Source organism: Methylicorpusculum sp. (assembly GCF_030651835.1).
Classification (GTDB): Bacteria; Pseudomonadota; Gammaproteobacteria; order Methylococcales; family Methylomonadaceae; genus Methylicorpusculum.
Genome location: NZ_JAUSBX010000095.1, coordinates 19228 through 43931, shown reverse-complemented (window position 1 = coordinate 43931; position 24704 = coordinate 19228). Strand labels below are relative to the sequence as shown.

Annotated in this window: 19 protein-coding genes and 1 tRNA gene; 13 read left to right on the top strand and 7 right to left on the bottom strand. The window is 45.2% G+C overall.

All coding sequences use genetic code 11. The features are described from left to right. The first annotated feature begins 40 nt into the window (after positions 1 to 40). Together groL and Q7V32_RS12970 are read left to right on the top strand one after the other, a co-directional pair. Positions 41 to 1699, top strand: coding sequence for a chaperonin GroEL (gene groL / locus Q7V32_RS12975; RefSeq protein WP_304897406.1), 1659 nt, complete (start codon positions 41 to 43; stop codon positions 1697 to 1699). Positions 1700 to 1963: 264 nt separating this feature from the next. After that, complete coding sequence (locus Q7V32_RS12970) at positions 1964 to 2731, top strand: methyltransferase domain-containing protein (protein WP_304897405.1); 768 nt, start codon at positions 1964 to 1966, stop codon at positions 2729 to 2731. A gap of 15 nt (positions 2732 to 2746) precedes the next feature. On the opposite strand, the gene greB is transcribed toward Q7V32_RS12970, so the two are convergent. Beyond that, positions 2747 to 3244, bottom strand: a complete 498-nt coding sequence (greB, locus tag Q7V32_RS12965) for a transcription elongation factor GreB (RefSeq protein WP_304897404.1) — start codon at positions 3242 to 3244, stop codon at positions 2747 to 2749. Positions 3245 to 3339: 95 nt separating this feature from the next. Between greB and Q7V32_RS12960 the strand changes: the two genes are divergently transcribed. After that, the gene (locus Q7V32_RS12960) at positions 3340 to 3819 is read left to right on the top strand and encodes a peptidylprolyl isomerase (protein WP_304897403.1); all 480 of its coding nucleotides are present in this window, start codon (positions 3340 to 3342) and stop codon (positions 3817 to 3819) included. An 88-nt stretch (positions 3820 to 3907) separates the two neighbouring features. Here Q7V32_RS12960 and Q7V32_RS12955 read toward each other — a convergent pair whose 3' ends face one another. Next, entirely contained in the window at positions 3908 to 5089 is a 1182-nt protein-coding gene (locus Q7V32_RS12955; protein ID WP_304897402.1) for an NAD(P)/FAD-dependent oxidoreductase, read from the bottom strand. Between the two features lie 337 nt (positions 5090 to 5426). On the opposite strand from Q7V32_RS12955, the gene Q7V32_RS12950 reads away from it, so the two are divergent. Both Q7V32_RS12950 and Q7V32_RS12945 read left to right on the top strand, forming a co-directional pair. Then, entirely contained in the window at positions 5427 to 5585 is a 159-nt protein-coding gene (locus Q7V32_RS12950) for a hypothetical protein (RefSeq protein ID WP_304897401.1), read from the top strand. 498 nt (positions 5586 to 6083) lie between these two features. Beyond that, the gene (locus tag Q7V32_RS12945) at positions 6084 to 6629 is read left to right on the top strand and encodes a hypothetical protein (protein ID WP_304897400.1); all 546 of its coding nucleotides are present in this window, start codon (positions 6084 to 6086) and stop codon (positions 6627 to 6629) included. 106 nt (positions 6630 to 6735) lie between these two features. Here the strand turns inward: Q7V32_RS12945 and htpG are convergent, their stop codons facing one another. Further along, entirely contained in the window at positions 6736 to 8655 is a 1920-nt protein-coding gene (htpG, locus tag Q7V32_RS12940) for a molecular chaperone HtpG (protein WP_304897399.1), read from the bottom strand. A gap of 546 nt (positions 8656 to 9201) precedes the next feature. Between htpG and Q7V32_RS12935 the strand changes: the two genes are divergently transcribed. Continuing rightward, a complete protein-coding gene (locus tag Q7V32_RS12935; RefSeq protein WP_304897398.1) occupies positions 9202 to 10887 on the top strand; it encodes a tetratricopeptide repeat-containing response regulator in 1686 nt (561 codons plus the stop codon). A gap of 2 nt (positions 10888 to 10889) precedes the next feature. Continuing rightward, positions 10890 to 11561: a sensor histidine kinase KdpD gene (locus tag Q7V32_RS12930; RefSeq protein WP_304897397.1), complete on the top strand. Its 672-nt coding sequence runs from the start codon at positions 10890 to 10892 to the stop codon at positions 11559 to 11561. On the opposite strand, the gene holA is transcribed toward Q7V32_RS12930, so the two are convergent. The 3 genes from holA to leuS are packed head-to-tail and all read right to left on the bottom strand — an operon-like array spanning position 11542 to position 15543. Continuing rightward, complete coding sequence (gene holA, locus Q7V32_RS12925) at positions 11542 to 12567, bottom strand: DNA polymerase III subunit delta (protein ID WP_304897396.1); 1026 nt, start codon at positions 12565 to 12567, stop codon at positions 11542 to 11544. The genes Q7V32_RS12930 and holA overlap by 20 nt on opposite strands. 6 nt (positions 12568 to 12573) lie before the next feature. Continuing rightward, on the bottom strand, positions 12574 to 13065 hold the full coding sequence (gene lptE, locus Q7V32_RS12920) for an LPS assembly lipoprotein LptE (RefSeq protein WP_304897395.1): 492 nt from the start codon (positions 13063 to 13065) through the stop codon (positions 12574 to 12576). A 27-nt stretch (positions 13066 to 13092) separates the two neighbouring features. Continuing rightward, positions 13093 to 15543 (bottom strand): leucine--tRNA ligase, encoded by a 2451-nt coding sequence (leuS, locus tag Q7V32_RS12915; protein WP_304897394.1) that lies wholly within the window; start codon positions 15541 to 15543, stop codon positions 13093 to 13095. Between the two features lie 82 nt (positions 15544 to 15625). On the opposite strand from leuS, the gene Q7V32_RS12910 reads away from it, so the two are divergent. Continuing rightward, entirely contained in the window at positions 15626 to 16108 is a 483-nt protein-coding gene (locus Q7V32_RS12910; RefSeq protein WP_304897393.1) for a zinc ribbon-containing protein, read from the top strand. A gap of 60 nt (positions 16109 to 16168) precedes the next feature. Next, complete coding sequence (locus tag Q7V32_RS12905) at positions 16169 to 16951, top strand: ParA family protein (RefSeq protein WP_159651833.1); 783 nt, start codon at positions 16169 to 16171, stop codon at positions 16949 to 16951. A 433-nt stretch (positions 16952 to 17384) separates the two neighbouring features. Here Q7V32_RS12905 and Q7V32_RS12900 read toward each other — a convergent pair. Beyond that, positions 17385 to 17471: transfer RNA gene (locus Q7V32_RS12900), tRNA-Leu, on the bottom strand. A 211-nt stretch (positions 17472 to 17682) separates the two neighbouring features. Here Q7V32_RS12900 and Q7V32_RS12895 point away from each other — a divergent pair. The 4 genes from Q7V32_RS12895 (at position 17683) to Q7V32_RS12880 (ending at position 24657) form a co-directional block, all read left to right on the top strand. Then, positions 17683 to 18351, top strand: coding sequence for a DUF3047 domain-containing protein (locus Q7V32_RS12895; RefSeq protein ID WP_304897392.1), 669 nt, complete (start codon positions 17683 to 17685; stop codon positions 18349 to 18351). Position 18352: 1 nt separating this feature from the next. Further along, positions 18353 to 19324, top strand: coding sequence for an arsenosugar biosynthesis radical SAM (seleno)protein ArsS (gene arsS / locus Q7V32_RS12890; RefSeq protein ID WP_370691463.1), 972 nt, complete (start codon positions 18353 to 18355; stop codon positions 19322 to 19324). Positions 19325 to 19415: 91 nt separating this feature from the next. Beyond that, a complete protein-coding gene (locus Q7V32_RS12885) occupies positions 19416 to 22649 on the top strand; it encodes an SNF2-related protein (RefSeq protein WP_304897390.1) in 3234 nt (1077 codons plus the stop codon). A 40-nt stretch (positions 22650 to 22689) separates the two neighbouring features. Further along, positions 22690 to 24657: a GumC family protein gene (locus Q7V32_RS12880; RefSeq protein ID WP_304897389.1), complete on the top strand. Its 1968-nt coding sequence runs from the start codon at positions 22690 to 22692 to the stop codon at positions 24655 to 24657. Positions 24658 to 24704 lie beyond the last annotated feature (47 nt).

Below are 24704 nucleotides of genomic sequence, written 5' to 3'. Positions count from 1 at the left end.
TTATCATAAACATATAACATTCAATAGATTAGGAATTAAGATGGCAGCAAAAGACGTAAAATTCGGTAGTGATGCGCGTACATTAATGGTGCAAGGCGTTAACATTCTTGCCAACGCAGTAAAAGTAACTTTAGGTCCTAAAGGCCGTAATGCGGTTTTAGATAAAAGCTACGGCGCACCTACAATTACTAAAGACGGTGTATCGGTCGCAAAAGAAATAGAATTAAAAGACAAATTCGAAAACATGGGCGCCCAAATGGTCAAGGAAGTGGCGTCTAAAACTTCTGATGTAGCTGGTGATGGAACAACAACTGCAACGGTTTTAGCCCAATCAATTTTAAACGAAGGCCTGAAAGCAGTTGCTGCCGGCATGAATCCGATGGATTTAAAACGCGGTATTGATAAAGCGGTTGAAGTAGCCGTCAAGTCTATCGAAGCGGCTGCAACACCGTGTACTGACAGCAAAGCAATTGCTCAAGTAGGCACTATCTCTGCCAACTCTGATGAGTCAGTCGGTCAAATCATCGCAGAAGCGATGGAAAAAGTCGGCAAAGAAGGCGTTATCACTGTTGAAGAAGGTTCAGGTTTAGAAAACCAATTGGACGTTGTTGAAGGTATGCAGTTTGACCGTGGTTATCTGTCTCCTTATTTCATCAACAATCAGGACAGCATGAGTTCTGAGCTGGAAAGCCCATTTATCTTGCTGTACGACAAAAAAATCTCCAACATCCGTGATTTATTACCGATATTGGAAGGCGTTGCCAAATCAGGCCGTCCTTTATTGATCGTTGCTGAAGATGTTGAAGGCGAAGCTTTGGCTACGCTGGTTGTCAACAACTTGCGCGGTATCGTTAAAGTGGCTGCTGTTAAAGCGCCAGGATTCGGTGACCGTCGTAAAGCGATGTTGGAAGACGTTGCCATTTTGACCGGTGGTACTGTGATTTCTGAAGAAGTCGGTCTGAGTCTTGAAAAAGCCGGATTGGAGTTATTGGGAACTGCGAAAAAAGTACAAGTTACCAAAGAAAACACCACTATTATCGACGGCGCAGGGACTGAAGAAAGCATCAAAGGCCGTGTTGCGCAAATTCGCAAACAAGCTGAAGACGCAACGTCTGATTATGACAAAGAAAAACTGCAAGAGCGTCTGGCTAAACTGGCCGGCGGTGTTGCGGTAATCAAAGTTGGCGCAGCGACTGAAGTTGAAATGAAAGAGAAAAAAGCCCGCGTTGAAGACGCATTGCACTCAACCCGTGCAGCGGTTGAGGAAGGTGTGGTCGCAGGTGGCGGAACAGCTCTTATTCGTGCATTAAAAGCGCTGGATGGTTTGAAAGGTATCAATCACGATCAAGATGTGGGTATCAACATCCTGCGTCGTGCGATGGAAGAACCATTGCGTCAAATCGTTAAGAACGCTGGAGACGAATCTTCAGTTGTCCTGAATGAAGTGGCTAAAGGGACTGGTAACTTTGGTTACAACGCCGCTACAGGTGTCTATGGCGACATGATCGAAATGGGTATCCTGGATCCAGCGAAAGTAACTCGTTTTGCTCTGCAAAACGCAGCATCCGTTGCTGGTTTAATGATCACAACTGAAGTGATGGTTGCTGACGCTCCAAGCGACGACAAAGCACATGGCGGTCCTGATATGAGCGGCATGGGTGGTATGGGCGGAATGGGTGGCATGGGCGGCATGATGTAATTGCTGACCCAAGCGCTTTAAGCTTGAACCAAGCCCCGGCTGATTTCAGCCGGGGCTTTTTTATGGGCATGATTTGTAACTATTCAGTGAAAACGCTGAAGGATACTTGTGGGACTTGCGTAGGTTGGGTTAGCTCGATAGAGCGTAACCCAACAATCGAAGCCATCAGCATCAGATAAACCGACGTGTTGGGTTACGGCTATCGCCTAACCCAACCTACGCTGAATAGATACCATAATTTTTATTTAACACGCGTGATGACAGATGACTCAAGCCAAAGATCGGAATTTCGATCAGCTCATCGATAAATTCGACCGCAAAATATATCAAACTGCGAAAGGGGAATGGCGGCTGAAATTATTAAAGGAAGATCTGACGCCTTTTTACGATGCCTCAGACGCACTGACTATCTGGGATGCCGGTTGTGGTTTTGCCCAAATCAGTCTCTGGCTGGCTAAAAGAGGTCATCATCTGACACTTTGCGATGTGTCGGAAAAAATGCTTGAGCGTGCCAGGGAGGCTTTTATTAATGAAGATGTGGCTGCCGGATTTTATGTGGAGTCGGCTCAGACTCTTGCTTTAAAACTTCCGCAGTTTGATGTGATCTTGTTTCATGCGGTGCTTGAATGGCTGGCGAATCCCTTGCCAACCCTGCAAACCGTTATCGAGCAGGTAAAACCCGGCGGGCACTTGTCTTTGTTGTTTTACAATCGGAATACCATGGTCTTCGGTAACGTTCTAAAAGGCGGCTGGCGCTGGAAAAACGTATTGGATGACAGTTATTTGGGTAAAGGCTCCAAGTTGACGCCGCCCAATCCGCAATACCCGCACGATGTAATAGACTTCCTTGAAAACAATCATTTTAAGATCATCACTCATACCGGATTACGTGTTTTTCATGATTATCTGAATCACGAGACCTTAGCGCAAAGCAACGCGGACGAACTGTTTGAACTGGAAAGCCGTTATTGCCGGCAACCCACATTCCGCGACATGGGGCGCTATGTGCATCTGGTTGCCCAGCGTTTATAAACAAAGGGTTCCGGTTTACTGGCTATAAGCAATATCGAGCACGGTGTATCTGACCGGTTTTTGTTCGATAAAGATCGTCACTTCATCGTCAAAGGTTTTTTTCAGCAACACCTTGGCAAGCGGTGAATCCAGACTGATATAGTTTTTGGCCGGATTAAGCTCATCCGCCCCAACGATTCGATAGGTGACCGGCTCGCCGGATTCATTTTCCAACGTAACCCAGGCCCCGAAAAAAATCTTATCCTGAGCAGAAGGCGCTTGGGAGACGACAGTAAGCGAGGGCAAACGCTTTTGTAAATAATGAATGCGCCGGTCAATGCCGCGTAATTCTTTTTTGCGATAAATATATTCGGCATTTTCCGACCGGTCACCTTCAGCGGCAGCGGCTGACAGAGCGGCGGTGACGTCCTTACGTTTGTCGCATAACGCCCGTAATTCGTTTTCCAGCGCTTGATAACCGGCTTGGGTGATATAGGGAGATGATTTGGCTTGGGGTGGTTTCCAGCGGCTCATGGGGTTTTATATTCCAGTTTTTAATATTTTCAGACAACAGAGACTTTATTTTATATCATAGCCGTTTCTTAAATTATCAACAGTAGGTTCTTCCCATGCAAGTCGCTGAAAATATGGCTGTTTCTATTCATTACACATTGACCAATGACGCCGGTGAAACGCTGGACAGTTCAATTGGCAGTGATGCGCTGGTTTATCTGCATGGACAAGGCAGTATCATTCCCGGACTGGAACAGGCCCTGCTTGGTAAAGCCGTTGGCGATAAGTTAAATGTCGAAATAGAACCGTCAGAAGCTTACGGCAATTACGATGAAGACATGGTGCAAGTTATTCCGCGTCAGATGTTTGAAGGAATCGATGTGATTGAAGTCGGCATGCAGTTCCATGCAGATGTCAGCTCAGGCCCCGGTGTCGTGACGGTCATTAATGTCGAAGGCGATGATGTTACCATCGATGGCAATCATCCTTTGGCCGGTATGAAATTATTTTTTGACGTGGAAATAACCGATATCAGAGAAGCGACGATGGACGAATTGGCTCACGGCCATGTGCATGGTGCCGGTTGCAGTCATTGATAACCCCCTATTGCCCTAAAATCACCCGCTGAATTTAGCAAAGTAGGATGGGCACGCTGCGCTTTGCCCATCCTACCTCTTATACAGCTCAAACATATTGCCCGGCGCACCAGCCGGACGCCCAAGCCCATTGGAAGTTATAACCACCCAGCCATCCGGTTACATCAAGCACCTCACCAATAAAATAAAGCCCCTGCACGTCATGACTCGCCATCGTTTTCGATGAAATCGCATTACAATCGACGCCGCCCAACGTCACCTCGGCGGTGCGGTAGCCTTCCGTCGCATTGGGTTTGATCGTCCAGTTGTTAATTCGGTCTGCCACAAAATCGATCTGAGCGGCAGATAAGTCCGCCAAGTTGCCATTCAGTAGCGTTTCATCGATCAGGCAGGAGATCAAGCGTTTCGGTAATAACTCGGACAACACTGTCTTTAATGCGGATTTGGACTTTGTTGTTCTGAGTTGCTGCAGATGTGCGGCAAGATCGGTCTCTGGTAATAAATCGATCGTCAACGGCTGGCCGGGATTCCAGTAATTCGATAGCTGCAGCATGGCCGGGCCGCTTAGCCCTCTATGCGTAAACAGGATGTTTTCGGTAAAGCTGTGCCCCGCACAACTCGCCCTGCACAGCAATGCGATACCCGATAAGTCGGATAATTTTTCCTTATCATCCGGTTGCAGCGTAAACGGGACAAGGCCTGCCGAAGTCGGCCAAACCGGGATGCCGAATTGTGCGGCGATTTTATAGCCGAACGGCGTAGCGCCCATTTTTGGAATCGACAGACCGCCCGTCGCGATCACCAGTGAACTGCATAAATAATGTTGCAGTTTGGTTTTGACCAGAAATTTTTGGTCAGGACGTTGTTCGACGGCTTCTATGGCGGTATTCAACGCAATGTTGACATCCGCCGACCGGCATTCTGTCAACAGCATAGCGAGAATATCCTTTGCGCTGTCATTGCAAAACAGGCGGCCGTATTCACGCTCATGATAAGGGATTTGAGAACGTTGAACCGAGTCGATAAAATTCCACTGGGTATAACGGCTCAAGGCTGATTTACAAAAATGCGGATTATGAGAAATATAATTTTCCGGCTCGACCGAGATGTTAGTAAAGTTACAACGACCACCGCCCGACATCAGGATTTTTTTACCGGGCTTTGCTGCATGTTCGAGGACCAGCACCTTTCGCTTGCGCTTGCCTGCTTCAATTGCGCACATCAATCCGGACGCTCCCGCTCCGATTATGATGACATCGGTTTCCAACATGGCTTACATCCGGAAAAGCGGCGAACTATACAAGAAACCCGGACGAATCGCCAGTTGCTGATAACGTAGTTGAGAAGGTCTTGATTTTTACCGATTCGCCATTGCGAATGCGTTTGAGGATAACGCTGTGATAAAGAATGCGTGGTTGAGTTTATTGAATGTGTTTAGGGCAAGCTCTTTTAGTTGATTGCCGAATGCTGTATTGAACTGGACAATGCCGCTTTTCAAGATAAGCTGTAAACAACCTAAGTTTTAAATAGCTGGCTGTTCGGCTGTATTTAACGGGCAATCTTTTTAATCTATCGTTTATCCCGCACAAGACGGGAAGGGGTGTCGCATGGGTCCTTATTATCGGGGTACATCGCAAGGTATGGGCGCTTTTTTTGATATGCTTTATGAGCATCCGATTTTGATGTTGCTTTTCGTCGGCGGCGCAGTGGGTACGGCTATCTATTTTTGGCGCAAAAAAAGTACAAAAGAACAATCAGGGTTGTGATTTTTAATTCCCCGGTTTTCCCTTAAAAAGCTTTTTACAAATCATTCACTCCTGTAGATTTCATTTAACCCATTTCATCCAGCCAATTTGGGACATGTGCCGACTTTAGTGGGCACATTGTCGCGTCAATTAAGCCAGGCAGTATCCAGCTACGCTATCCTAATTCATTATTGCAAGGCCTTATCTTGTTCGATTCCAGGTCATTTATCCCGATTTTTGAAGACTGTACGTTACCGCACCGACCTGTTTCTGGTTTGTGCGTATTTTCTCGACTGAAAAGCATCGATTTGATCGATAGTCTAAACTTCGTTGTTGATACGTTTTGCCTTAGTACGTGACAAAGCTCCGTATTTGTCCCCTGGAAATAGGGCATGCGCCAGATTCAATCATCATTGAAAAAGGCTTACAACCCCAAAATTTTCGATAAGCAGTTATATTTAAAACCGATATTTTGTAAAAACAATCAGTCAATTTTCAAACATTTTTGGGAGATCACCAATGAAGATTAAAACCCTCTTGGCCTTTACGGCCTTTACTTTTTCAATATCAGCAGTTTCAGCAAATGACGAACTGCGCGGGTGTTATAGCATTAAAAGCGGAACTGGTGGCTCTAGCGCCATTCCGCTTAATCCTATGAATTCTGATTCTATTGAGGGTAGTTTCGAACAGATGGGTCAATATGAAATCCACTTGATTAAAGCTAAATCAACAAATAAACCAAAGGCGGCACTTAAAATGGACGGGCCATTTAAAGGAGAAATCATTGGTCAGAATGAATATGGCATCACTTTTCTAAATCATGTTTTAGGTTCTTCTGATAAAGCGGGTCTGATTTTTACGTCAAATGATGTTGCGATTCCATTAGGTTTTCCTGATAAAAAGGGGCAAATACCCATTTCAGAAACCATGAATCCGGTTAAAGGGACGGGAAAGTTTAAGTATCTTGATTCGGCCAACAGCAACATTCAAGTCAACGGTGTCATTAATATAGTTACCGGCAAAAACCAATTTGATGGAATGGCGGGGACCTTGTGTTTTAAATAAGTTATCGCCCTAAAAAACAGCCATTCATTCAATTCCTGCGGTTATCCGTTTTAATTTTCTAACGCCCATAAAAAAGGCCGGTTTCCCGGCCTTTTTTAGTCGTGTTTTATTTCAATAGACCTTGTAACAAACCGTTTAACTTATGTACGAACGCGGCAGGATCTTCCAGTTGTCCGCCTTCGCTGAGTACCGCCTGATCGAACAGAATGTGCGCCAGATCGTCAAAACGTTGATCGTCTTGCTCTTCTTTAAGGCGCGTGACTAACTGGTGATGTGGGTTTAGCTCGAATATGGGTTTCGATCCGGGCATTTTTTGACCGGCTTCTTTCATGATGCGCTCCATATTGAGACTCATGCCGTAAACATCGCTTACCAGACAGGCCGGGGAGTCGGTCAAGCGGTGCGACAAACGGACTTCGCTAACCTTGTCTTTTAATGCTTCTTTGATTTGGCTCAGTACCGATTCAAAGTCTTTGTTGACGGTTTCCTGCTCTTTTTTCTCTTCTTCGTCTTCCAGTTTGCCTAAATCCAGATCACCTTTAGCGACGGATTGTAAATGTTTGCCGTCAAAATCGGACACGCTGGATATCAGCCACTCATCAATTCTGTCGGATAACAACAAGACTTCTATGCCTTTTTTGCGGAAAATTTCCAGGTGCGGACTATTTTTGGCGGCAGCAAAGCTGTCTGCGGTCACGTAATAAATTTTTTCCTGGCCCTCTTTCATGCGGCTGACATAGTCTTCCAGCGACACGTCTTGTTTTTCGCTGTCCGTATGGGTTGAAGAGAAGCGCAGTAACTTGGCGATACGTTCGCGGTTGCTGAAATCTTCTATAGGACCTTCTTTGATGACATTGCCGAATGCCGTCCAGAACTGTTCGTATTTTTCAGGTTCGTTTTTGGCAATACCTTCCAGCAAGCCCAGCACTTTTTTAACCGCGCCGGATTTGATGTTGCTGATTTGTTTGCTTTGTTGCAGGATTTCCCTTGATACATTAAGCGGCAAGGAACTGGCATCAATGACGCCACGAATGAACCTTAAATAGCGCGGCATTAACTGTTCGGCATCATCGGTGATGAAGACTTTCTTGATATAAAGTTTGACGCCGTGTTTGGCATCCCGGTCCCATAAATCAAACGGCGCTCTTGACGGTACATAAAGCAACAAGGTGTATTCGTTGGTGCCTTCCACTTTGCTGTGGACATGAGCCAAAGGATCTTGAAAATCATGGCCTACGTGTTTGTAGAACTCATTGTAATCTTCATCGGAAATATCCTGTCTGGCTTTGGTCCATAAGGCTGATGCGCTGTTGACGGTCTCTTCTTCGATTCTGGATGGCGCTGTTTCATTGCCTTCGTCGTCTTTTTCCGCCGGAATCACTTTGTCCATGACTATCGGCAAAGAAATATGATCGGAGAATTTTCTGACAATGGAGCGGAGGCGGTAACCGTCTAAAAATTCGTCTTCGCTTTCTTTCAGGTGTAAGGTGATTTCGGTGCCGCGGGTTGGTTTTTCAATGGACTCCAGTGTGTACTCACCTTCTCCGGCTGATTCCCACAACACACCCTCTTCAGCGGATAAGCCGGCTTTGCGGGTTTTAACGGTCACTTTATCGGCAACGATGAACGCGGAATAAAAACCGACGCCGAACTGGCCGATCAATTCGCTGTCTTTGGCTTGGTCGCCTGTTAATGACTCAAAAAACTGTTTGGTTCCGGATTTGGCGATGGTGCCGATATGCTCCTGCACTTCCTGGCGATCCATACCCACACCGTTATCGATGATGGTGATGGTTTTTTGGTCTTTATCGAAATTGATACGGATTTTTAATTCGCTATCACCTTCGTAAAGCGCATCATTCGATAAGCCCATAAAACGCAGTTTATCTGCCGCATCAGAGGCATTGGAGATTAATTCGCGCAAAAATATTTCCTTGTTGCTGTACAAGGAATGGATCATCAAATGCAGCAGATGCTTAACTTCGGTTTGAAATCCGCGGGTTTCTTTTTTGGCTTCAACAGTCATGCTTATAGATTCCTCAATTCAGTTAATAGGGTTTCTGTCAATGTGGGGATGGCAAGTCTATTTTTCAAGCCGGTTCTAAACAAAGAAATAAAATCGAGCTTTCTTTATTTAAAAAAGAGCCGTGGGAACCTGCGGCGCATCGACTCACTGAGTTAATCAAGTTTGCTGATTGCAAAAGGGTGTTGTCAAAAAAATTGTTTTTTAAACGGTTGATTAAGAGACTGCTTGTATTTGAGTAATGCCTTTATAATAGAGGCTATTGAGAGGATTTATTTATTGTATCTGCTTACCCCCTCCCATTTTATTGGGTGTAGGTAGTTGATTGAAAAGGCTTCTTCAACAGGGATGTTGCAGAGCGCGACAGGAACGTATTGATGCGTCCTTTGAAACCAAGCACCGACGCCCTCAATTCAAAGTGGGCGAGTAGGTATGATTTATTTTCAGTTTAAACAGCCAGTTTATGATCAATAATGACTTTTATGGCGAGAAATACCTTCTATTTTCTTGTTTTGTCTGCTGCGTACATGCACTTTACGAAACAGGAGAATGGATTTATTTGACGTTCCGCTGGACACTTTTTCATCACCGTTTAAACTTCACCAGATGAAGCAATCGCTAAAAGCAAAGAAAGTTCTTATCGTCGAGGATCAAGCCACCATGCGTAAGGCGATCCGGGAAATGATCTATGGGTTTAACATGAAGCTCATAACCGAGGCCGCCAACGGCTCTAGCGCCATCGCCGCAATGCGAAAGGAAAGTTTTGATATTGTGCTTTGCGATTACAACCTGGGTTCAGGTAAAAACGGCCAGCAGATACTGGAAGAAGCCAGATTCAGGAAACTGCTTCCATTCTATGCAGTATTTATCATGGTGACGGCCGAGCAAACTCAAAGCATGGTCTTGGGGGCAATGGACAATAAGCCCGATGAGTACATGACCAAGCCTTTTAACGCGGAACAGTTGCTTAACCGGATCAAAAGAAATATTTCCCGCAAAGAGTATCTGGGCGACATAGAGAAAGCGTTGGATTCAGGCAACATCAGTCTTGCAATTGCGCATTGCGACAAAAAGCTGCTGGAAAACAATCGCCTCATGCATACACATCTCCTCAAGCTGCGTGCCCAACTGGCCATTAAAATCGGAGATTTCAAAAAGGCCAAAGCCATTTATCAGGCTGTGTTAGAACAAGGTGAATTGAATTGGGCCACTCTGGGCTTAGGAATCATCGCCTATTTGCAAGACGATTTTGGCGAGGCCGAAGCTGTTTTCCGTAAATTGATTGATGATTATCCGATGATGCTCGAAGCATTTGACTGGCTGGCCAAAACGCATGAGGCGCAAGGAGATTTTGCCGGGGCTCAGAAAACATTGAATGAAGCGACTGCATTATCTCCCCAGGCAATCTTGAGGCAGCAGAAGTTGGCGACCATGGCCAATATGAATGGCGAGTTGGTCATCGCCGAAAAAGCCTATAAAACAGCTATCGATCTGGGCAAAAACTCCGTTCATCATTCTTCAGAGGATTTTGCCGGGTTGGCCAAAATTTATTCGAAGACTGACGCGAAATCGGCGCTCAAAACTCTAAAAGACATGCGCTCGCTTTATTTTGGCAATCCTGAAGCGGAGCTAAGAGCTGCGTTGCTGGAAACAGAAGTTTTTCACCAGTTGGCCGATGAGGAATCATCGATGCAGGCTTATCAAACAGCGCAAAAACTGAGTCTGGAGCTGGGTCGCAAGGCGCCTACCGACCTTAGATTGGAAATGATTAAAACCAGTTATCTCAAAGGCGATGATAAAGCGGCAAATAAACAGCTTGAGCAGCTGATTAAAAACCATGCCGACGATGATCACTTTATGGGCGATGTCAGAAAAGTACTGGACGAGACCGGAAATGCGCAACAAGGTGAAAAACTGATAGCGCGTATCAAGAAAGAATTGGTCGATATTAATAATAAGGGTGTGGATTTATTTAAGCAGGGCAATATCACCGAAGCCACGCAGGTTTTCCAAAAGGCGGCAACGACCATGCCGGAAAACAAAACCATTATGATTAATATGGTCAAGATTTTGTTGCATGATTTAAAGTCCAGTGAAGTGAGCAAAGAAAAAATTCAACGCATTCAGACGTTTATCAATAAGGCGTCGCAATTTGGGGTCAAAAAAGAAAAAATCGAACATCTACAGGCTCAGTTGAATAATTTGTCGCATAAAATCAATTCAACGGCGTCTTAACAATGAGTCAGGAAGCAAAATTCAGTGATATTCTTGCCTCGTCAGTACATGATTTAAAAAACTCACTTCAAATCGTTCGTTCTTTGATCAAAACGCTTGCGTTAGAGTATGCCAATTTGGAAAGGCCGGAATTCAGGGTGCTGGATTTCGAAACGGCACGAATGAACAGTTGTGTCATGCAGTTGTTAATTCTCTATCGGCTGGATGCCAGTCACTTCAAACCTCTGCTTGAAGAGTGTCGGGTTCTCGATATTCTGGAAGAGGTGGGGTGTCAGCAAAGCCTGCAGATCCAATTACGACAGATTTCGTTCACAGTGGAATGCTGCGATGATTTGTTTTGTTTTTGCGAGGATACGTTAATCAATACGGTGCTGGTTTCTATCGTTAACAATGCGCTGCGCTATTGTCGTCAAGCCATTCGATTATCAGGGCGGCAGCAAGATGACTATGTTTGCTTATGCATTGAAGATGACGGTCCCGGTTTTTCTTCCGGCATCATGGCGGGCACTCAAGGAGTCAAAAGCAGTGAGCTGGAAAAAGGCAATACCGGACTTGGGCTTCATTTTGCTTCAACCATTGCAGAACTTCATAGCCAAGGTCAACGCCGTGGCTTTGTAGTCATAGACAATGAAAGTACACTGGGTGGCGCAAGATTTAGCTTGTTTCTCCCATAGGATCAAGGCCGGCCATCAGCAAGCAGATCGTTAAAAGGGTATGCCAGGGGTCGCCCATTTGCGCTCCCTTGATTTGTCGATCGGCTTTAGCGCTTAATAGCAGCGCCTGATCAAGTTTGTTAGTATTCAAGCGATGTATGGCCGCATCAATCAGAGGTTTGCGTTTATCCCAAACCTGGTTTTTTGAAAAGGCCTGATCTTTAGAATGTCCATCGCGTAAGCTCTGTTTGATCTTACACAACACTCTGATTTCACGGGTGATTGACCAAAGCACAATCGGTGCGGCAACGCCTTCGGCTGCTAATCCCTCTAAAATCTTAATGATGCGTTCGGTTTTTCCTGCCAATAGGGCATCGGCCAGATTAAAAACATCATAACGGGAACTGTCAGCCACTACAGCCGTGATGTCTTCGTTTTTTAATTTTACCGAGCCGTATAAGACATAAAGCTTCTCTATCTCCTGAGCCGCAGCCAGAAGGTTTCCTTCTATGCGCGAAACCAGAATTTTCAGCCCATCACTATCGGCACTCATTCCCTTTTGTTGCAGACGTTGCGCTAGCCAATTCATCAGTTCCTTACCTGTCAGGGGCCAGACTTGAATCATGATCCCTGTGGCTTCGATTGCCTGCACCCATTTTGATTTGCTGGCCGAGGCCTCGAGTTTTCCTGAGGTGATGAGTAAAATCGTATCTTCTGGGGGACGCTGGCAATAATGAAGGAAAGCTTTGCTACCCTCCATTCCCGGTTTGCCGTTAGGTAGACGAAGATCGATGAGTTTTTTTTCGGAAAAAATGCTCATCGATTCAGCGGCGGCACTCAATTCTCGCCAATCGAAATGAGCATCCACCGTCAATACCTCCCGGTTATCAAAGCCGGCTTGTTTAGCCGCTTTTCTGATCAGGTCTGCCGCTTCGCCTGACTGCAACGGCTCGTCACCGCTTATTAAATAAACAGCTTGCAGCTGTTTATTTAAGTTAGCTTCCAGTTGATCCAGTCTTAACCGCATTGCTGATTATTTGCCGGTCAGATCGGATCGAGCTGTATTGACTATCGTTTTTACTGCCTGCTGATAAAGTTCTTGTTGAATAATCACTTCTTCATTGGTTTTGGCAATGATGGCTTCCTGATCGTTGTAATATTCACGGGTAATTTCAATGGATTGAGGTTTTTTAAGGACATTCCCCGACGCGTCCTGCAATTCATAATCCAGTGAGTAATTGAGCTCAAACTCGCTGGCTTTTCCGGTGGAACTTAGTGAAAGAACCCGGCGATCCATTTTCTCGTTAAATACGGCGACAACCAGGCCCGCCTGATTTATCTGTTTGACCACATCCACGGATGATGCTTTCAGTGTTTTGGTAAATTGTTGCTGCAAGGAATTGGATGCATTTTTAAGATAAATCTTGCGCATTTGCTCAGGCAAATCAATCGCGCCGCGCAATTGATAGCCGCATGCCGCGGTCATTAAGACCAAACCTAAAACCAGCGTTCTTTTTATCATCATATCGATCTTACTCAATTACCTTGCTCATCAAACAACAATATTGACCAGTTTATGCGGTACAACAATGATTTTTTTAACCGGCTTATTATCGATAAAGCGCAGTGTGTGCTCATCATTCAAAGCGGCAGCCTCGATTGTTTCGCGGCTAGCAGATGCAGAAACTAAAATTTTACTGCGCAATTTACCGTTTACCTGAACCACAATTTCCAGTTCATCCTGTTGTAATGCGGAAGGGTCCGAGACCGGCCATTTTTCAGTTATTACGGAACCCGGGTGTCCCAGTCCTTGCCATAAATGCTGGCAAATATGAGGCACAATCGGTGCAAGCATCAACACGATGAATTCTAATGCTTCTTGACGAATAGCCAGCGCATTGTCAGATGTGTCCGAGAATTTAGAAACCGAATTCAGCAGCTCCATATTGGCCGCAATCGCCGTATTAAAGGTATAGCGTCGGCCAAGATCATCGGTCACTTTGTCCAGTGTTTGATGTACCTGACGCCTGATTGACTTTTGATCGCTGTCCAGCGATTGTTTGTCCAGAGCCGGTATAGCTTGCGAATGAGTGACATGAAGATGAACCTGCTTCCATAAGCGGCGTAGAAACCTGAAGGCCCCTTCAACGCCGCTGTCCGACCATTCCAGCGATTGTTCGGGAGGGGCTGCAAACATAATGAACAAGCGAACCGTGTCGGCTCCGTATTCGTCGATAAGGGCCTGAGGATCAACCGTATTGCCCTTGGATTTGGACATTTTGCTGCCGTCTTTTAACACCATGCCCTGGGTGAGCAGTTTTTTGAAAGGTTCGTCGTTAACAAGTAAACCTTCATCGCGCAGCAGCTTGTTGAAAAAGCGCGAATACAAAAGATGCAGAATGGCATGCTCAATACCGCCGATATACTGGTCAACAGGCAACCAGTAATTGGCGTTTTCATCCAGCATCTTGTCGGCTTTAGGGCTGGCAAAACGGGCAAAATACCAGGAAGATTCCATGAAGGTGTCAAACGTATCCGTTTCCCTTCGCCCGTCTTTGCCGCATTTAGGGCAGGCCGCATGCGAAAAAGTCGGATGAGCAACCAGAGGCGACTGTGAGCCATCCAGCACAACATCTCTCGGTAGTTCCACGGGCAAATCTTTTTCCGGCACAGGAACAACACCGCAATCATCGCAGTAAATCACCGGAATTGGCGCGCCCCAATAACGCTGTCTTGACACGCCCCAATCCCGAAGGCGGAAATTGGTTTTGCGCTGGCCTTTGTTTTCCGTTTCCAGTTTTTTAGCAATGGCCGAAAAAGCGTCTTGAGACGTCAGGCCGTCGAATTCGCCGGAATTATTTAGAATGCCTTTGTCTGTAAATGCATGGTCGTTGATGTCATCAGGACTTCCGTCTTTGGCAAAAATAACTTGTTTTAGCGGAATGCCGTATTTATGAGCAAATTCGAAATCGCGTTGATCATGAGCAGGGACGGCCATGACGGCACCGGTGCCGTATCCCATCAATACAAAGTTGGCAATCCAGACCGGCACTTGCTCGCCGGTAATGGGATGTGTCGCTTGAATGCCCGAATCAACACCGCGTTTTTCCATAGTTTCCATCGCGGCTTCCGATGTTTCCATGACTTTACATTCTTCAATGAAGGTCGCTATTTTTGGATTGTTATGGGCGGCTTTTAGCGCTAAAGGGTGTTCCGCTGCGACTGCCAGGTAGGTCACGCCCATCAAGGTGTCAGGACGAGTTGTATAAATTCTTAAAGGTTCGCCCATTTCCGCGACTTGAAAATCCATTTCCACGCCTTCAGACCGGCCTATCCAGTTGGTCTGCATGGTTCTGACTTGTTCCGGCCAGCCGTCCAGGCCATCCAGGGCTTGCAGTAGTTCGTCAGCATACGCGGTAATTTTAAGAAACCACTGAGAAATCTCTTTGCGCTCGACATGGGTGCCGCAACGCCAGCAGCCGCCGTCGATAACCTGTTCATTAGCCAAAACAGTCAGGTCATACGGGCACCAATTGACCGGTGCGGTTTTTTTATAAACCAGGCCTTTTTCAAGCAGCTTGATAAAAAACCATTGCTCCCAGCGGTAATAGGAGGGATCACAAGTCGCCAGTTCCCTGTCCCAGTCATATCCAAAGCCCAGTCTTTTGAGCTGGTCACGCATGTAATCAATATTTTCATACGTCCAGTCGGCGGGGTGGACGCCATGTTGCATAGCCGCATTTTCAGCCGGTAAGCCAAAGGCATCCCAGCCCATCGGTTGCATTACATTTTTCCCCTGCATCCGGAAAAATCGGCTGATCACATCGCCGATTGTGTAGTTTCTGACGTGGCCCATGTGTAACTTGCCACTGGGATAGGGAAACATCGATAAGCAATAGAATTTCTCAGCATCAGACGATTCGACAGCTTTAAAGCTGCCTGAGTCTTCCCACGCTTTTTGAACGGCTTGCTCAATAACTGAAGGCTTGTAAATTTCTTCCATCGAACTCATCTTTTCGGGCCAAAATCGTTAGAATACAGTACACTTGTACAAATCAAAAGTCTCATTTTAAGGAGTCAATAACATGAGTGACAATAAGCTTATCGAAGCCTATAACGATCTGATGGGGCATCTCTATGAGGTCATGGATGATGGTATTCATTCATTGGCCAATGCGCTGGAAAAAGCCAAGGAAAAAACCAGCGAAATAGGTGGGGTGACTCAGGAAGAATTATCAAAAATATCCGATTATGTTAAGCGTGACGTTGAGCATGCGGCTCATGCCTTGAATGAAGACGGCACTGACGACCTATCCGAATGGTTAAAGTTTGATATCGATCTGATTGAAAATTTTGCACTCGATGCGTTTATGAGTGTCGCCGATAAAACCAGTGTGGAACTTGCCAAGCTAAAAACTCTTGCCGAGCAAAATACTTACCATAGCGGAGAAGTGACAGGACCGGGAACATTTGTCTGTGATCAGTGCAATAAAGAGATTGCATTTAAAACAACCAGTGTTATTCCCAAGTGCCCAGCTTGCGGCGCAGATACGTTTGTCCGTTGTTGATAATATTAAGGTTAACTTTATAATGCACTCAATTACTCATCTGAACTCATGGTAAACAGTATGAAAAGGGTTATTTTCAACCAGAAAGGCGGCGTTGGTAAATCGACCATCACCTGTAATTTGGCCGCCATTAACGCGGTTGAAGGCAAAAAAACCTTGGTCGTTGACCTGGATATTCAAGGCAACGCTACCCAGTACCTGTTGGGTGGAAACGTCACTAATTCCGACCAGACCATTGCTCACTTTTTCAAAGCCAGTTTGAGTTTAGGTTTTTTTGGCTCCAATGATTCGGGGCTTGAAAGCGTCATTCATGAAACGCCTTTTCCCAATCTTTATATCATTCCTTCTCATCCTGAATTGGAGCCTCTGCAAGCGCGTCTGGAGTCACGTTATAAAATCTTTAAGTTCAAAGAAGCTTTGGATAAGTTGGAAGGTTTCGATACCATTTATATAGATACACCGCCTGTTTTAAACTTTTATAGCCAATCCGCTTTGATTGCGGCGGATAAATGCCTTATTCCGTTTGATTGCGATGCGTTTTCAAGAGAAGCCTTGTTTACTTTAATGCAGGCCCTTGCTGAAGTTAAGACCGATCACAACCAAAATCTTGAGATTGAAGGCATCGTCGTCAATCAATACCAAAAACAGGCCAACTTACCCCGTCAACTGGTCGAAGAGTTAATATCGCTGGGTCATCCGGTGCTGGACGCAAAAATATCTCCCTCGGTAAAAATCAGGGAGTCACACAGCGAAGCGAAGCCGCTTGTTCACTATGCGCCTCATCATAAACTGACCGATGAATTTAGAGCGTTACACATTGAAATCAATCAAAAGCGAGTGTAAATACATGCCCGGCAACTGATTGAGCGTTTTATTTGTTGAGGTTGTCATTCAGTGCGTCAACTTAATCAAAGACGAAAAGACCGCCCTCCGGCGGTTTTTTGTTTTCTGGACATGGGCGCGGAGATGCCGGTATCGATTATTTTTTTTGTGATTTCAGTGTGACAAGCAAAAAACTGGTCGTATTCTCAATAAGAATCCTGCCGCTTAAGCTTTTTTGTTTTGCGAATATCTTGGGTGATTTTTATCAACGTTGAGATTGGGCTGATAATTTTGTCGAATGAGGGTGTAATAAATCGTCAGAGTCCAATTCGATTGTTTGCTGAGGATAGTAAAGTTAGTTGCTAAAATTCTGAATGCGCATGCTTTATAAGCAAAACCGAAAAAAATCAAGGATGTGCAATATTTCTTGATATTTCTAAGGACTTGATTCGAATGGTGCCTGGAGCCGGAATCGAACCGGCACGCCCTTACGAGCGAGGGATTTTAAGTCCCTTGCGTCTACCTATTCCGCCACCCAGGCATTATTGAGTTGACTATGTAGAGCGGCGCATTTTACATGAGGTATAAACTCTTTTTCCAGTGTTTTTTTATTCAAGGAAGATATTAAGTCATTTTTAACTTAGGAGGGTCAGGATTGAGCCGAATTTTAATTTAGCGCTTCACCTTTATTGCCAAAAGCAATCGAGTACAATGATTGTTTATGAGTGGATTAATTTTGTTTGCGGATTTAAATGAAAAAGCTAGCGGGTAAAATTTACCGAACGTTTGGGCTCACAAGCCTTCTTTGCTTTGGGTTGCTGAACAGCGCCTTGGCTGATCGTCTGGTGGTGGGTGATTTTTCAGGGGATTCATTAAACGGATGGCAACCCAAATCATTCGGCAGTGAAACAGATTATCGGCTGGTGAGCCTTGACCAGAAGTTGGTTTTGCAGGCAATCAGCGAAAACTCAGCTTCCGGCCTGTTTAAAAAACAACGCATAGATTTATTGCAAACCCCGTTTATCAATTGGCGTTGGCGCATCGAGAATCGATTGAGTCTGCGAGACGAACATAGCAAACAGGGTGATGACTATGCTGCCCGGGTTTATGCGGTTATTGATGGGGGGCTTGCTTTTTGGCGGACCAAGGCAATCAATTATGTCTGGGCGGTATCTTCACCTAAAGAGGCCGTTTGGCCTAATGCCTTTGCCGGTAATAATGCGATGATGGTGGCGCTTAGGTCCAATGAAGATGCGACCGGAACCTGGTTTTACGAAAAACGGAATTTGCTGGAGGATTTAAGACAGCATGTTGATAAAGACAGCCGTTACATTGACGCTGTTGCAGTCATGACGGATACCGATAATGGCAAAGGAAAAGTCACTGCTTACTATGGCGATATTTATTTAAGTAAAGATTGAGATGATGAGAGCGACCGCTTTGAATACTGGCGAAACTGATTTTCCAGCCATTCTCAGAAAGAATCTGGAGATTCTGCAAGTTAACTTGGGGTACGTTTGTAATCTCAGTTGTACGCATTGCCATGTCAATGCCGGTCCCAAAAGAACCGAGGTGATGACGCTAGAGACTATCCGGGAAGTGCTGGCGTTTATAGATCAGGCCAAAATAAAAACGCTGGATTTGACCGGCGGGGCGCCTGAGATGAATCCCCAGTTTACTTATTTGGTTAGCCGGGCTCGAGCGATGGGGGTCAAGGTAATTGATCGTTGTAATCTGGTGATTCTTGAAGAACCGGGCTATGAACAGATGGCTGCATTTTTAGCCGGTCATGAGGTTGAAATCATCGCATCTTTGCCGTGTTATCTGGAGGATAATGTTGACAAACAAAGAGGCAAAGGGACTTTTCAATCTAGTTTGGCCGCTTTGCAGCGTTTGAATGCCCTGGGTTATGGTCAGCCGGGTAGCGATTTGCAACTCAATCTGGTGTTTAACCCTCAAGGTGTCAGCCTTCCTCCGGAACAGTCCTCGCTGGAAAAAGCCTACAAGGATTATTTATTGAGTCATTACGGCATCGTCTTCAACCGGCTTTTTGCGTTGGCCAATTTGCCGATACAGCGATTTGCTAAATATCTGATTAATAAAAATATATTCGACGAGTATATGCAGTTGCTAAAAACGAATCATCATGCTGAAAATCTTGAACAAGTGATGTGTCGTAATACATTAAGTGTTGATTGGCAAGGCTATGTCTACGACTGTGATTTCAATCAAATGCTGGCTTTGCCTCTAGGTGCGTTATCTGAAAGCAAAGCTCATATCAGTGGGTTGAACTTTTCTATTTTAAATGGGCAACCCATTACTGTTCGTGACCATTGTTTTGGCTGTACAGCGGGTCAAGGCAGTAGCTGTGGCGGCGCATTGCAATCACTGTAAGAGTATCTCGCATTGCCGGAAGGCTCTTTTAGCATAAAGATGCCGGTACCTTATCCATTTTCTCTCGACCTCAAGTGAAGTTTGTCCCCGAATGAATCAGAAAGCGATTTTAAATTCAGATATCCGCTATGAATGCAGCGACTCGGCATTTGCCGCGGGCATGGATTATTTTTTGAACGAAAAAGTAGCAGATGTCAGTATTGAGGAACAAAATGATTCTGCGACGCTCGTTTCATCGGTTAAGGGAAGTGGTAAAAAAGTTTACGAGCAAACAATCAAAATTTTATGGAAAAACAATTACAGGGCGATCTCTATTAATGGCCGCTGTTCCTGTTCGGTTGGTTATAACTGCAAGCATGTTGCCGCGGTCTGTCTGTATTATCAAAAATTATTGACCCATCCGAAAGCGATTCAAACGCATACGGCCGATTGTCTGAGATGGTTGGAAGCCTATACGGAAAAGCCTGAAAGTAAACCTGATTATCAGGAGTTCTTGGCTTATGTATTAATGCCTGGTTCAAAACCTTATGGCTACATACTGGATCTTATGGAAACCCGCCAGAAACCCTCAGGCGGTTTGAGTAAGGGCAAAAAGACCAGCATTAATAATCTGCGCTACAACTATAGCTATAGCTCGTTTATTCAGGCGGAAGATGAGGAAATTATCCGATTGCTCTCGGCTCTTAAACTAACGCCTTCGAGTCAGCCTATCATCGCCGGCGCTGCAGGGAATTTGGTGTTAACCAAACTCATTGGCACGGGAAGATTGTATTATCTGGATATTGAAAACTCACCTTTAACACCAGGAGAGCCTCGCCAAGTAAAGTTCAACTGGCAAAAACAAGATAATGGCGATTATCACTTGCTTGGCGTGATTGAGCCGGAAGCTAAGCTGATTCGCGTTACACCGCCGCTTTATCTGGATGAAAGTCTGAATAGCATAGGGGCATTGGATACCCGGCCTTTAAATGCAGAGCAGGCCAGCTATCTGATGACTGCGCCCCCTGTGCCGGAAATTTTGGTCGAGCAATTCAGTGAAATGCTTATATTCAGTCATCCTGATTTTCCGGTGCCGCCGCCCCAGGACATGGATTTGATCGAACGGAAGGATATAGAGCCCCGTCCTCATCTTATACTGTTAGGAAGAGAGGACAAAGGACGTCACTATAATCATTTTTTAAAATTGGGCTTCGATTATGGCGATATTTTACTGGCAGACTCAGAGTTCCCGCTCGCTGTCGTTAAAGTGCCTGAAGGCGTTTTGCGTATTCATCGCGATCAGGAAAGGGAGCGCGAGGCATTGGCTAGGCTCATCGGTTTGGGCTTTGAGTGGTCATCGGCGGATAAAAATGAGCGCTTGTTATGGGGGCCTCTGAAAAACAGCGGCGTGGATAATCCTTATGTGTGGCGGGATTTTCTGGAAGTGGTTTGTCCACAGCTCCAGCAAGAGGGCTGGCTGATTGAGCAAGATCCCAGTTTTCTTATGCAGTTTCAAATGTCTGAGTCTTTTGATGCCGAGATAGAAGAAAAAGACAATGATTGGTTCGATATGAGTTTTAATGTCAGCATCGACGGCAAGTCTTTACCTTTGCTGCCTTTAATCATGCCGGTCCTTGAACATTATGATCTTAATGCTTTACCGGACAGGCTCAATATTTCTGTCGGTACTCACAACTATCTTTCAATTTCTTCCGAACAACTGCAGCCCATTCTTAATGTTTTATATGAGTTATTTAGTACAGGGCTTGCAAACGGCAATGGAACGCTCAAACTTTCCCGCTATGATGCGGCCAGCCTCGTTGATGTTGAAGAACGAAGCTATGGTATGTTCAGCATTAAAGGCGGTAAATCCTTAAGAGACTTAGGCCGTAAATTGAAAAATTTTACGGGTATCAGTGCGGCGGTGCTGCCTCAGGGATTACATGCCGAGTTGCGGGCTTATCAGCACCAGGGGCTGAACTGGTTGCAATTTTTGAGGGAATATCACTTTGCCGGCATTTTGGCCGATGATATGGGCCTGGGCAAGACCATTCAAACGCTGACCCATTTGTTGCTTGAGAAAGAGGCAGGGCGCCTGATTCATCCTTGCCTGATCGTTGCTCCGACCAGTCTGATGGGGAATTGGCGCCGCGAAGCAGAGCGCTTTACGCCCGGCTTGAAAGTGTTAACCCTGCAGGGATCTGATCGTAAGAGTCTGTTCGATAAAATTGATAGTCATGATTTGATTTTGACTACTTATCCGTTGTTGTCCAGAGATGCCGATGTGTTGCTAAAGTCGAGCTATTACTATCTTATTCTGGACGAAGCTCAGATGATCAAAAATCCCAAAACCAATGCGTCAAAATTTGTCCGGCAAATTCAAGCAACTCACCGGTTAAGTTTGACAGGAACGCCCATGGAAAATCATCTGGGTGAATTGTGGGCTCAATTTGATTTTTTAATGCCGGGATTTTTGGGTGATAGTGCATTTTTTAAGCGGGTCTACCGGTCGCCTATTGAGATGGAGGGCGATGTTGAACAAAAAAACAGATTATCCCGGCGTCTGGCTCCATTTTTGTTGCGAAGAACCAAGCAGGAAGTGGCAAAAGAATTGCCGCCCAAGACTGAAATTATCCGGTCGGTTCCGTTGTATGATAAACAGGCGGCTTTATACGAAAGTATTCGTTTGTCCATGGAGCAGAAAGTGCGGGCCGCAATCGAGGAAAAAGGCTTGGCGCGAAGTCACATCACCATTCTGGATGCGTTGCTGAAACTAAGGCAAACCTGTTGTGATCCCAGAACATTACCTTTGAAGGAAGCTCAAAAAGTCAAAGAATCGGCCAAGCTTGATTTATTGATGGAGATGTTGCCGGAGTTGCTGGAAGAAGGGCGGCGAATACTGGTCTTTTCTCAATTTACAAAAATGCTGCGACTCATTGAAGCTGAATTGATTGAGCGCAAAATTCAGTACACTCAATTAACCGGCCAGACCAAAGACAGGGACGAGGTGATCGAAACGTTTACCAGCGGTGCGGTCAATGTGTTTTTGATCAGTCTTAAGGCTGGCGGTGTGGGTTTAAACTTGACGCAAGCCGATACGGTGATCATCTATGATCCCTGGTGGAATCCTGCGGTTGAAGCTCAAGCAGCCGATCGTGCTTATCGCATCGGTCAGGATAAGCCTGTTTTTGTCTATAAACTATTGACTGAAAATACTGTAGAAGAAAAGATTATGAAGATGCAGGAGAAAAAACGTGCATTAGCCGATGAGGTTTATCAGGAGGATGCGGACAAAATTGAGAAACTGACCCTGGAAGATCTGACTTCTCTTTTTAAACCGGTTTGAGTTAATAAACCTTTAATTACGGAAGTATATTCTTAGCAGAATGAAAGATTTACTACAAAACCATTCATCAGACGCTGGTTATCGGGCCTTTTTGTCCCCTCAAAAAGTCGTCGTTTTTGGCTTGGCGTTTGGCATTTCTGCCTTGTTGAGTTTGACTTATACTTTCAGCCAGCCGGCAATCTATCAAAGCAGCGCCAAACTTCTCTATTCAGCGGTGGCTGGATTTGATCAAGCCACCGATCCGCAACAAGTTCAGCATTTCATTATTCAGCAGCAAGTATTATTGTCGCAAGATCTTCTTGAAGAAACATTAAGACGATTAGAAATCTCGCGGCCCGGCATACTTATGGATGTAACTCAACTGCGAAGAATGCTGATACTGGAACCCGTTCCAGAGGCCCACCTAATGGAAATTCGAGCGGAAGGTGAAGATGCTAAATTGCTGCCGTTGCTGATTAATACGTGGATAGATGTTTATTTGGATGCGCGTGTTGCAGATTCTTCAAAAAGTAAAAATGATCTCGCTGAGCAAATCAAAGCAACTCTGGCTGATTTGGAAAATAAAATAGAAGCGGCTCGTATCTCAAGGGATAAATTTGAAAGAGATTATGCGATTAAATCGGCAGAATCAGAACAAAATGAAACGAAAGCGCGTATCAGAGGTTTAATTTCTTCTTACAGTAATGCCAGTGAGGAGGAGATTAGAGCGAAAGCCCAACTGGATGCAATTAACAACGCGATAGCGAATGGCGAAGTCATCCTTCCCCCGCAGGATAACCCTGCAATCATTAACCTTCAGCAACGGTTACAAAATTTAAAAGATAAACTGAATGATTTTGGACAGGATAATTACCGGTCAAAAATAGCGATACAACCGTCGTTAAAAATGATTCCGGAAGAAATTAAAAAACTGGAAAATGAAATTGATGATCAGCGTCTTCTCAGTATAAAAATGGTTCGTTCCAATGCAGAACGCCGTTATTTTAGCGCCAGGCAGACCTCACTTACCTTGCGAAAACAATTGGCAGAGCAAAAGGAGCTGGTTGATCATTACACAAATGTTCTTATGCAAAGTGAGACGTTGCATCGTGCTGTCGAGGACCTGGAAAAAACTTACCGCGAGCATCAGGAACAGTTGGTGCGCATCGAAACGCAACAGCTTGAAAGATACCCTTTGATGAATGTTGTCGCGCGTGCGCTTCAGCCCAGGGAGCCCATCCGGCCAAACTATATTTATGATGCTTGGCTTGCGCTGTCCGGCTCGTTGTTATTTGGGTTGATCAGTGTCTGGATGAATGGGCTTTTAAACCGACAGCCGTCAAGTCATTCCGAATTAGCCATATTCAACCGTAAGCGGCCTCATAAAAAGAGAAGTGAGCCTTTGCAGGGCGTGTCGCAAGAGTATCAGCAACCAAAAGCACAACTCCCGGAAAATGAAAAGGTGCAGCCTGCTCCGGTGATCAGAGAATTGTCTCAAAATGAGTTGCGTAGTCTTTTGTCTAGCGCGAATAGCATGAGTAAACAGTTGATCAGCCTGATGTTATGCGGATTATCTCTAACGGAAGTAGCTCATTTGACCCCCAAAGACTTTAATAAACATACACAAGCAATCAATATTAATGGGACCTCGGCTCGCCGGATTGAACTGCCCCCTGGTTTGTCTGTTTTTTTTGAGAAATCCGGTCTGTTTCCGGTTTGGTATTCCGGTAAGGCTTTTTCCCTGGCTGACCTCTCCGCATGGCTTACATTGACGGCAATTGATTCGGGTGTAGCCAGTCCTGAAGAGATAAGTCCTCTTTGCTTAAGGCATACCTGCATTATTCATTTATTGAGGATGGGGGTGCGGTTGAGTGAGCTTGAAAGAATCGTCGGGTATTTAAAGCCCGCTCACTTGTTGAGTTATGCTGATTATGTATTACCCGAAGCGGCTCTCAGCTTTGAACAAATAGACAAATTCCATCCGGTTCTAGTTGAGTATTTCAACGGACAAGCTAAAGACTCACTTTAATAGTTACCCGATTGCAGTAAAAAGGATATACGCTAAGGTGTGTTGCT

What these genes read in the sequence shown, in the direction of transcription:
- groL (WP_304897406.1), top strand. Translation starts at nt 41, where the DNA reads ATGGCAGCAAAAGACGTAAAATTCGGTAGTGATGCGCGTACATTAATG.
- Q7V32_RS12970 (WP_304897405.1), top strand. Translation starts at nt 1,964, where the DNA reads ATGACTCAAGCCAAAGATCGGAATTTCGATCAGCTCATCGATAAATTC.
- greB (WP_304897404.1), bottom strand. Translation starts at nt 3,244, where the DNA reads ATGAGCCGCTGGAAACCACCCCAAGCCAAATCATCTCCCTATATCACC.
- Q7V32_RS12960 (WP_304897403.1), top strand. Translation starts at nt 3,340, where the DNA reads ATGCAAGTCGCTGAAAATATGGCTGTTTCTATTCATTACACATTGACC.
- Q7V32_RS12955 (WP_304897402.1), bottom strand. Translation starts at nt 5,089, where the DNA reads ATGTTGGAAACCGATGTCATCATAATCGGAGCGGGAGCGTCCGGATTG.
- Q7V32_RS12950 (WP_304897401.1), top strand. Translation starts at nt 5,427, where the DNA reads ATGGGTCCTTATTATCGGGGTACATCGCAAGGTATGGGCGCTTTTTTT.
- Q7V32_RS12945 (WP_304897400.1), top strand. Translation starts at nt 6,084, where the DNA reads ATGAAGATTAAAACCCTCTTGGCCTTTACGGCCTTTACTTTTTCAATA.
- htpG (WP_304897399.1), bottom strand. Translation starts at nt 8,655, where the DNA reads ATGACTGTTGAAGCCAAAAAAGAAACCCGCGGATTTCAAACCGAAGTT.
- Q7V32_RS12935 (WP_304897398.1), top strand. Translation starts at nt 9,202, where the DNA reads ATGGATTTATTTGACGTTCCGCTGGACACTTTTTCATCACCGTTTAAA.
- Q7V32_RS12930 (WP_304897397.1), top strand. Translation starts at nt 10,890, where the DNA reads ATGAGTCAGGAAGCAAAATTCAGTGATATTCTTGCCTCGTCAGTACAT.
- holA (WP_304897396.1), bottom strand. Translation starts at nt 12,567, where the DNA reads ATGCGGTTAAGACTGGATCAACTGGAAGCTAACTTAAATAAACAGCTG.
- lptE (WP_304897395.1), bottom strand. Translation starts at nt 13,065, where the DNA reads ATGATGATAAAAAGAACGCTGGTTTTAGGTTTGGTCTTAATGACCGCG.
- leuS (WP_304897394.1), bottom strand. Translation starts at nt 15,543, where the DNA reads ATGGAAGAAATTTACAAGCCTTCAGTTATTGAGCAAGCCGTTCAAAAA.
- Q7V32_RS12910 (WP_304897393.1), top strand. Translation starts at nt 15,626, where the DNA reads ATGAGTGACAATAAGCTTATCGAAGCCTATAACGATCTGATGGGGCAT.
- Q7V32_RS12905 (WP_159651833.1), top strand. Translation starts at nt 16,169, where the DNA reads ATGAAAAGGGTTATTTTCAACCAGAAAGGCGGCGTTGGTAAATCGACC.
- Q7V32_RS12895 (WP_304897392.1), top strand. Translation starts at nt 17,683, where the DNA reads ATGAAAAAGCTAGCGGGTAAAATTTACCGAACGTTTGGGCTCACAAGC.
- arsS (WP_370691463.1), top strand. Translation starts at nt 18,353, where the DNA reads ATGATGAGAGCGACCGCTTTGAATACTGGCGAAACTGATTTTCCAGCC.
- Q7V32_RS12885 (WP_304897390.1), top strand. Translation starts at nt 19,416, where the DNA reads ATGAATCAGAAAGCGATTTTAAATTCAGATATCCGCTATGAATGCAGC.
- Q7V32_RS12880 (WP_304897389.1), top strand. Translation starts at nt 22,690, where the DNA reads ATGAAAGATTTACTACAAAACCATTCATCAGACGCTGGTTATCGGGCC.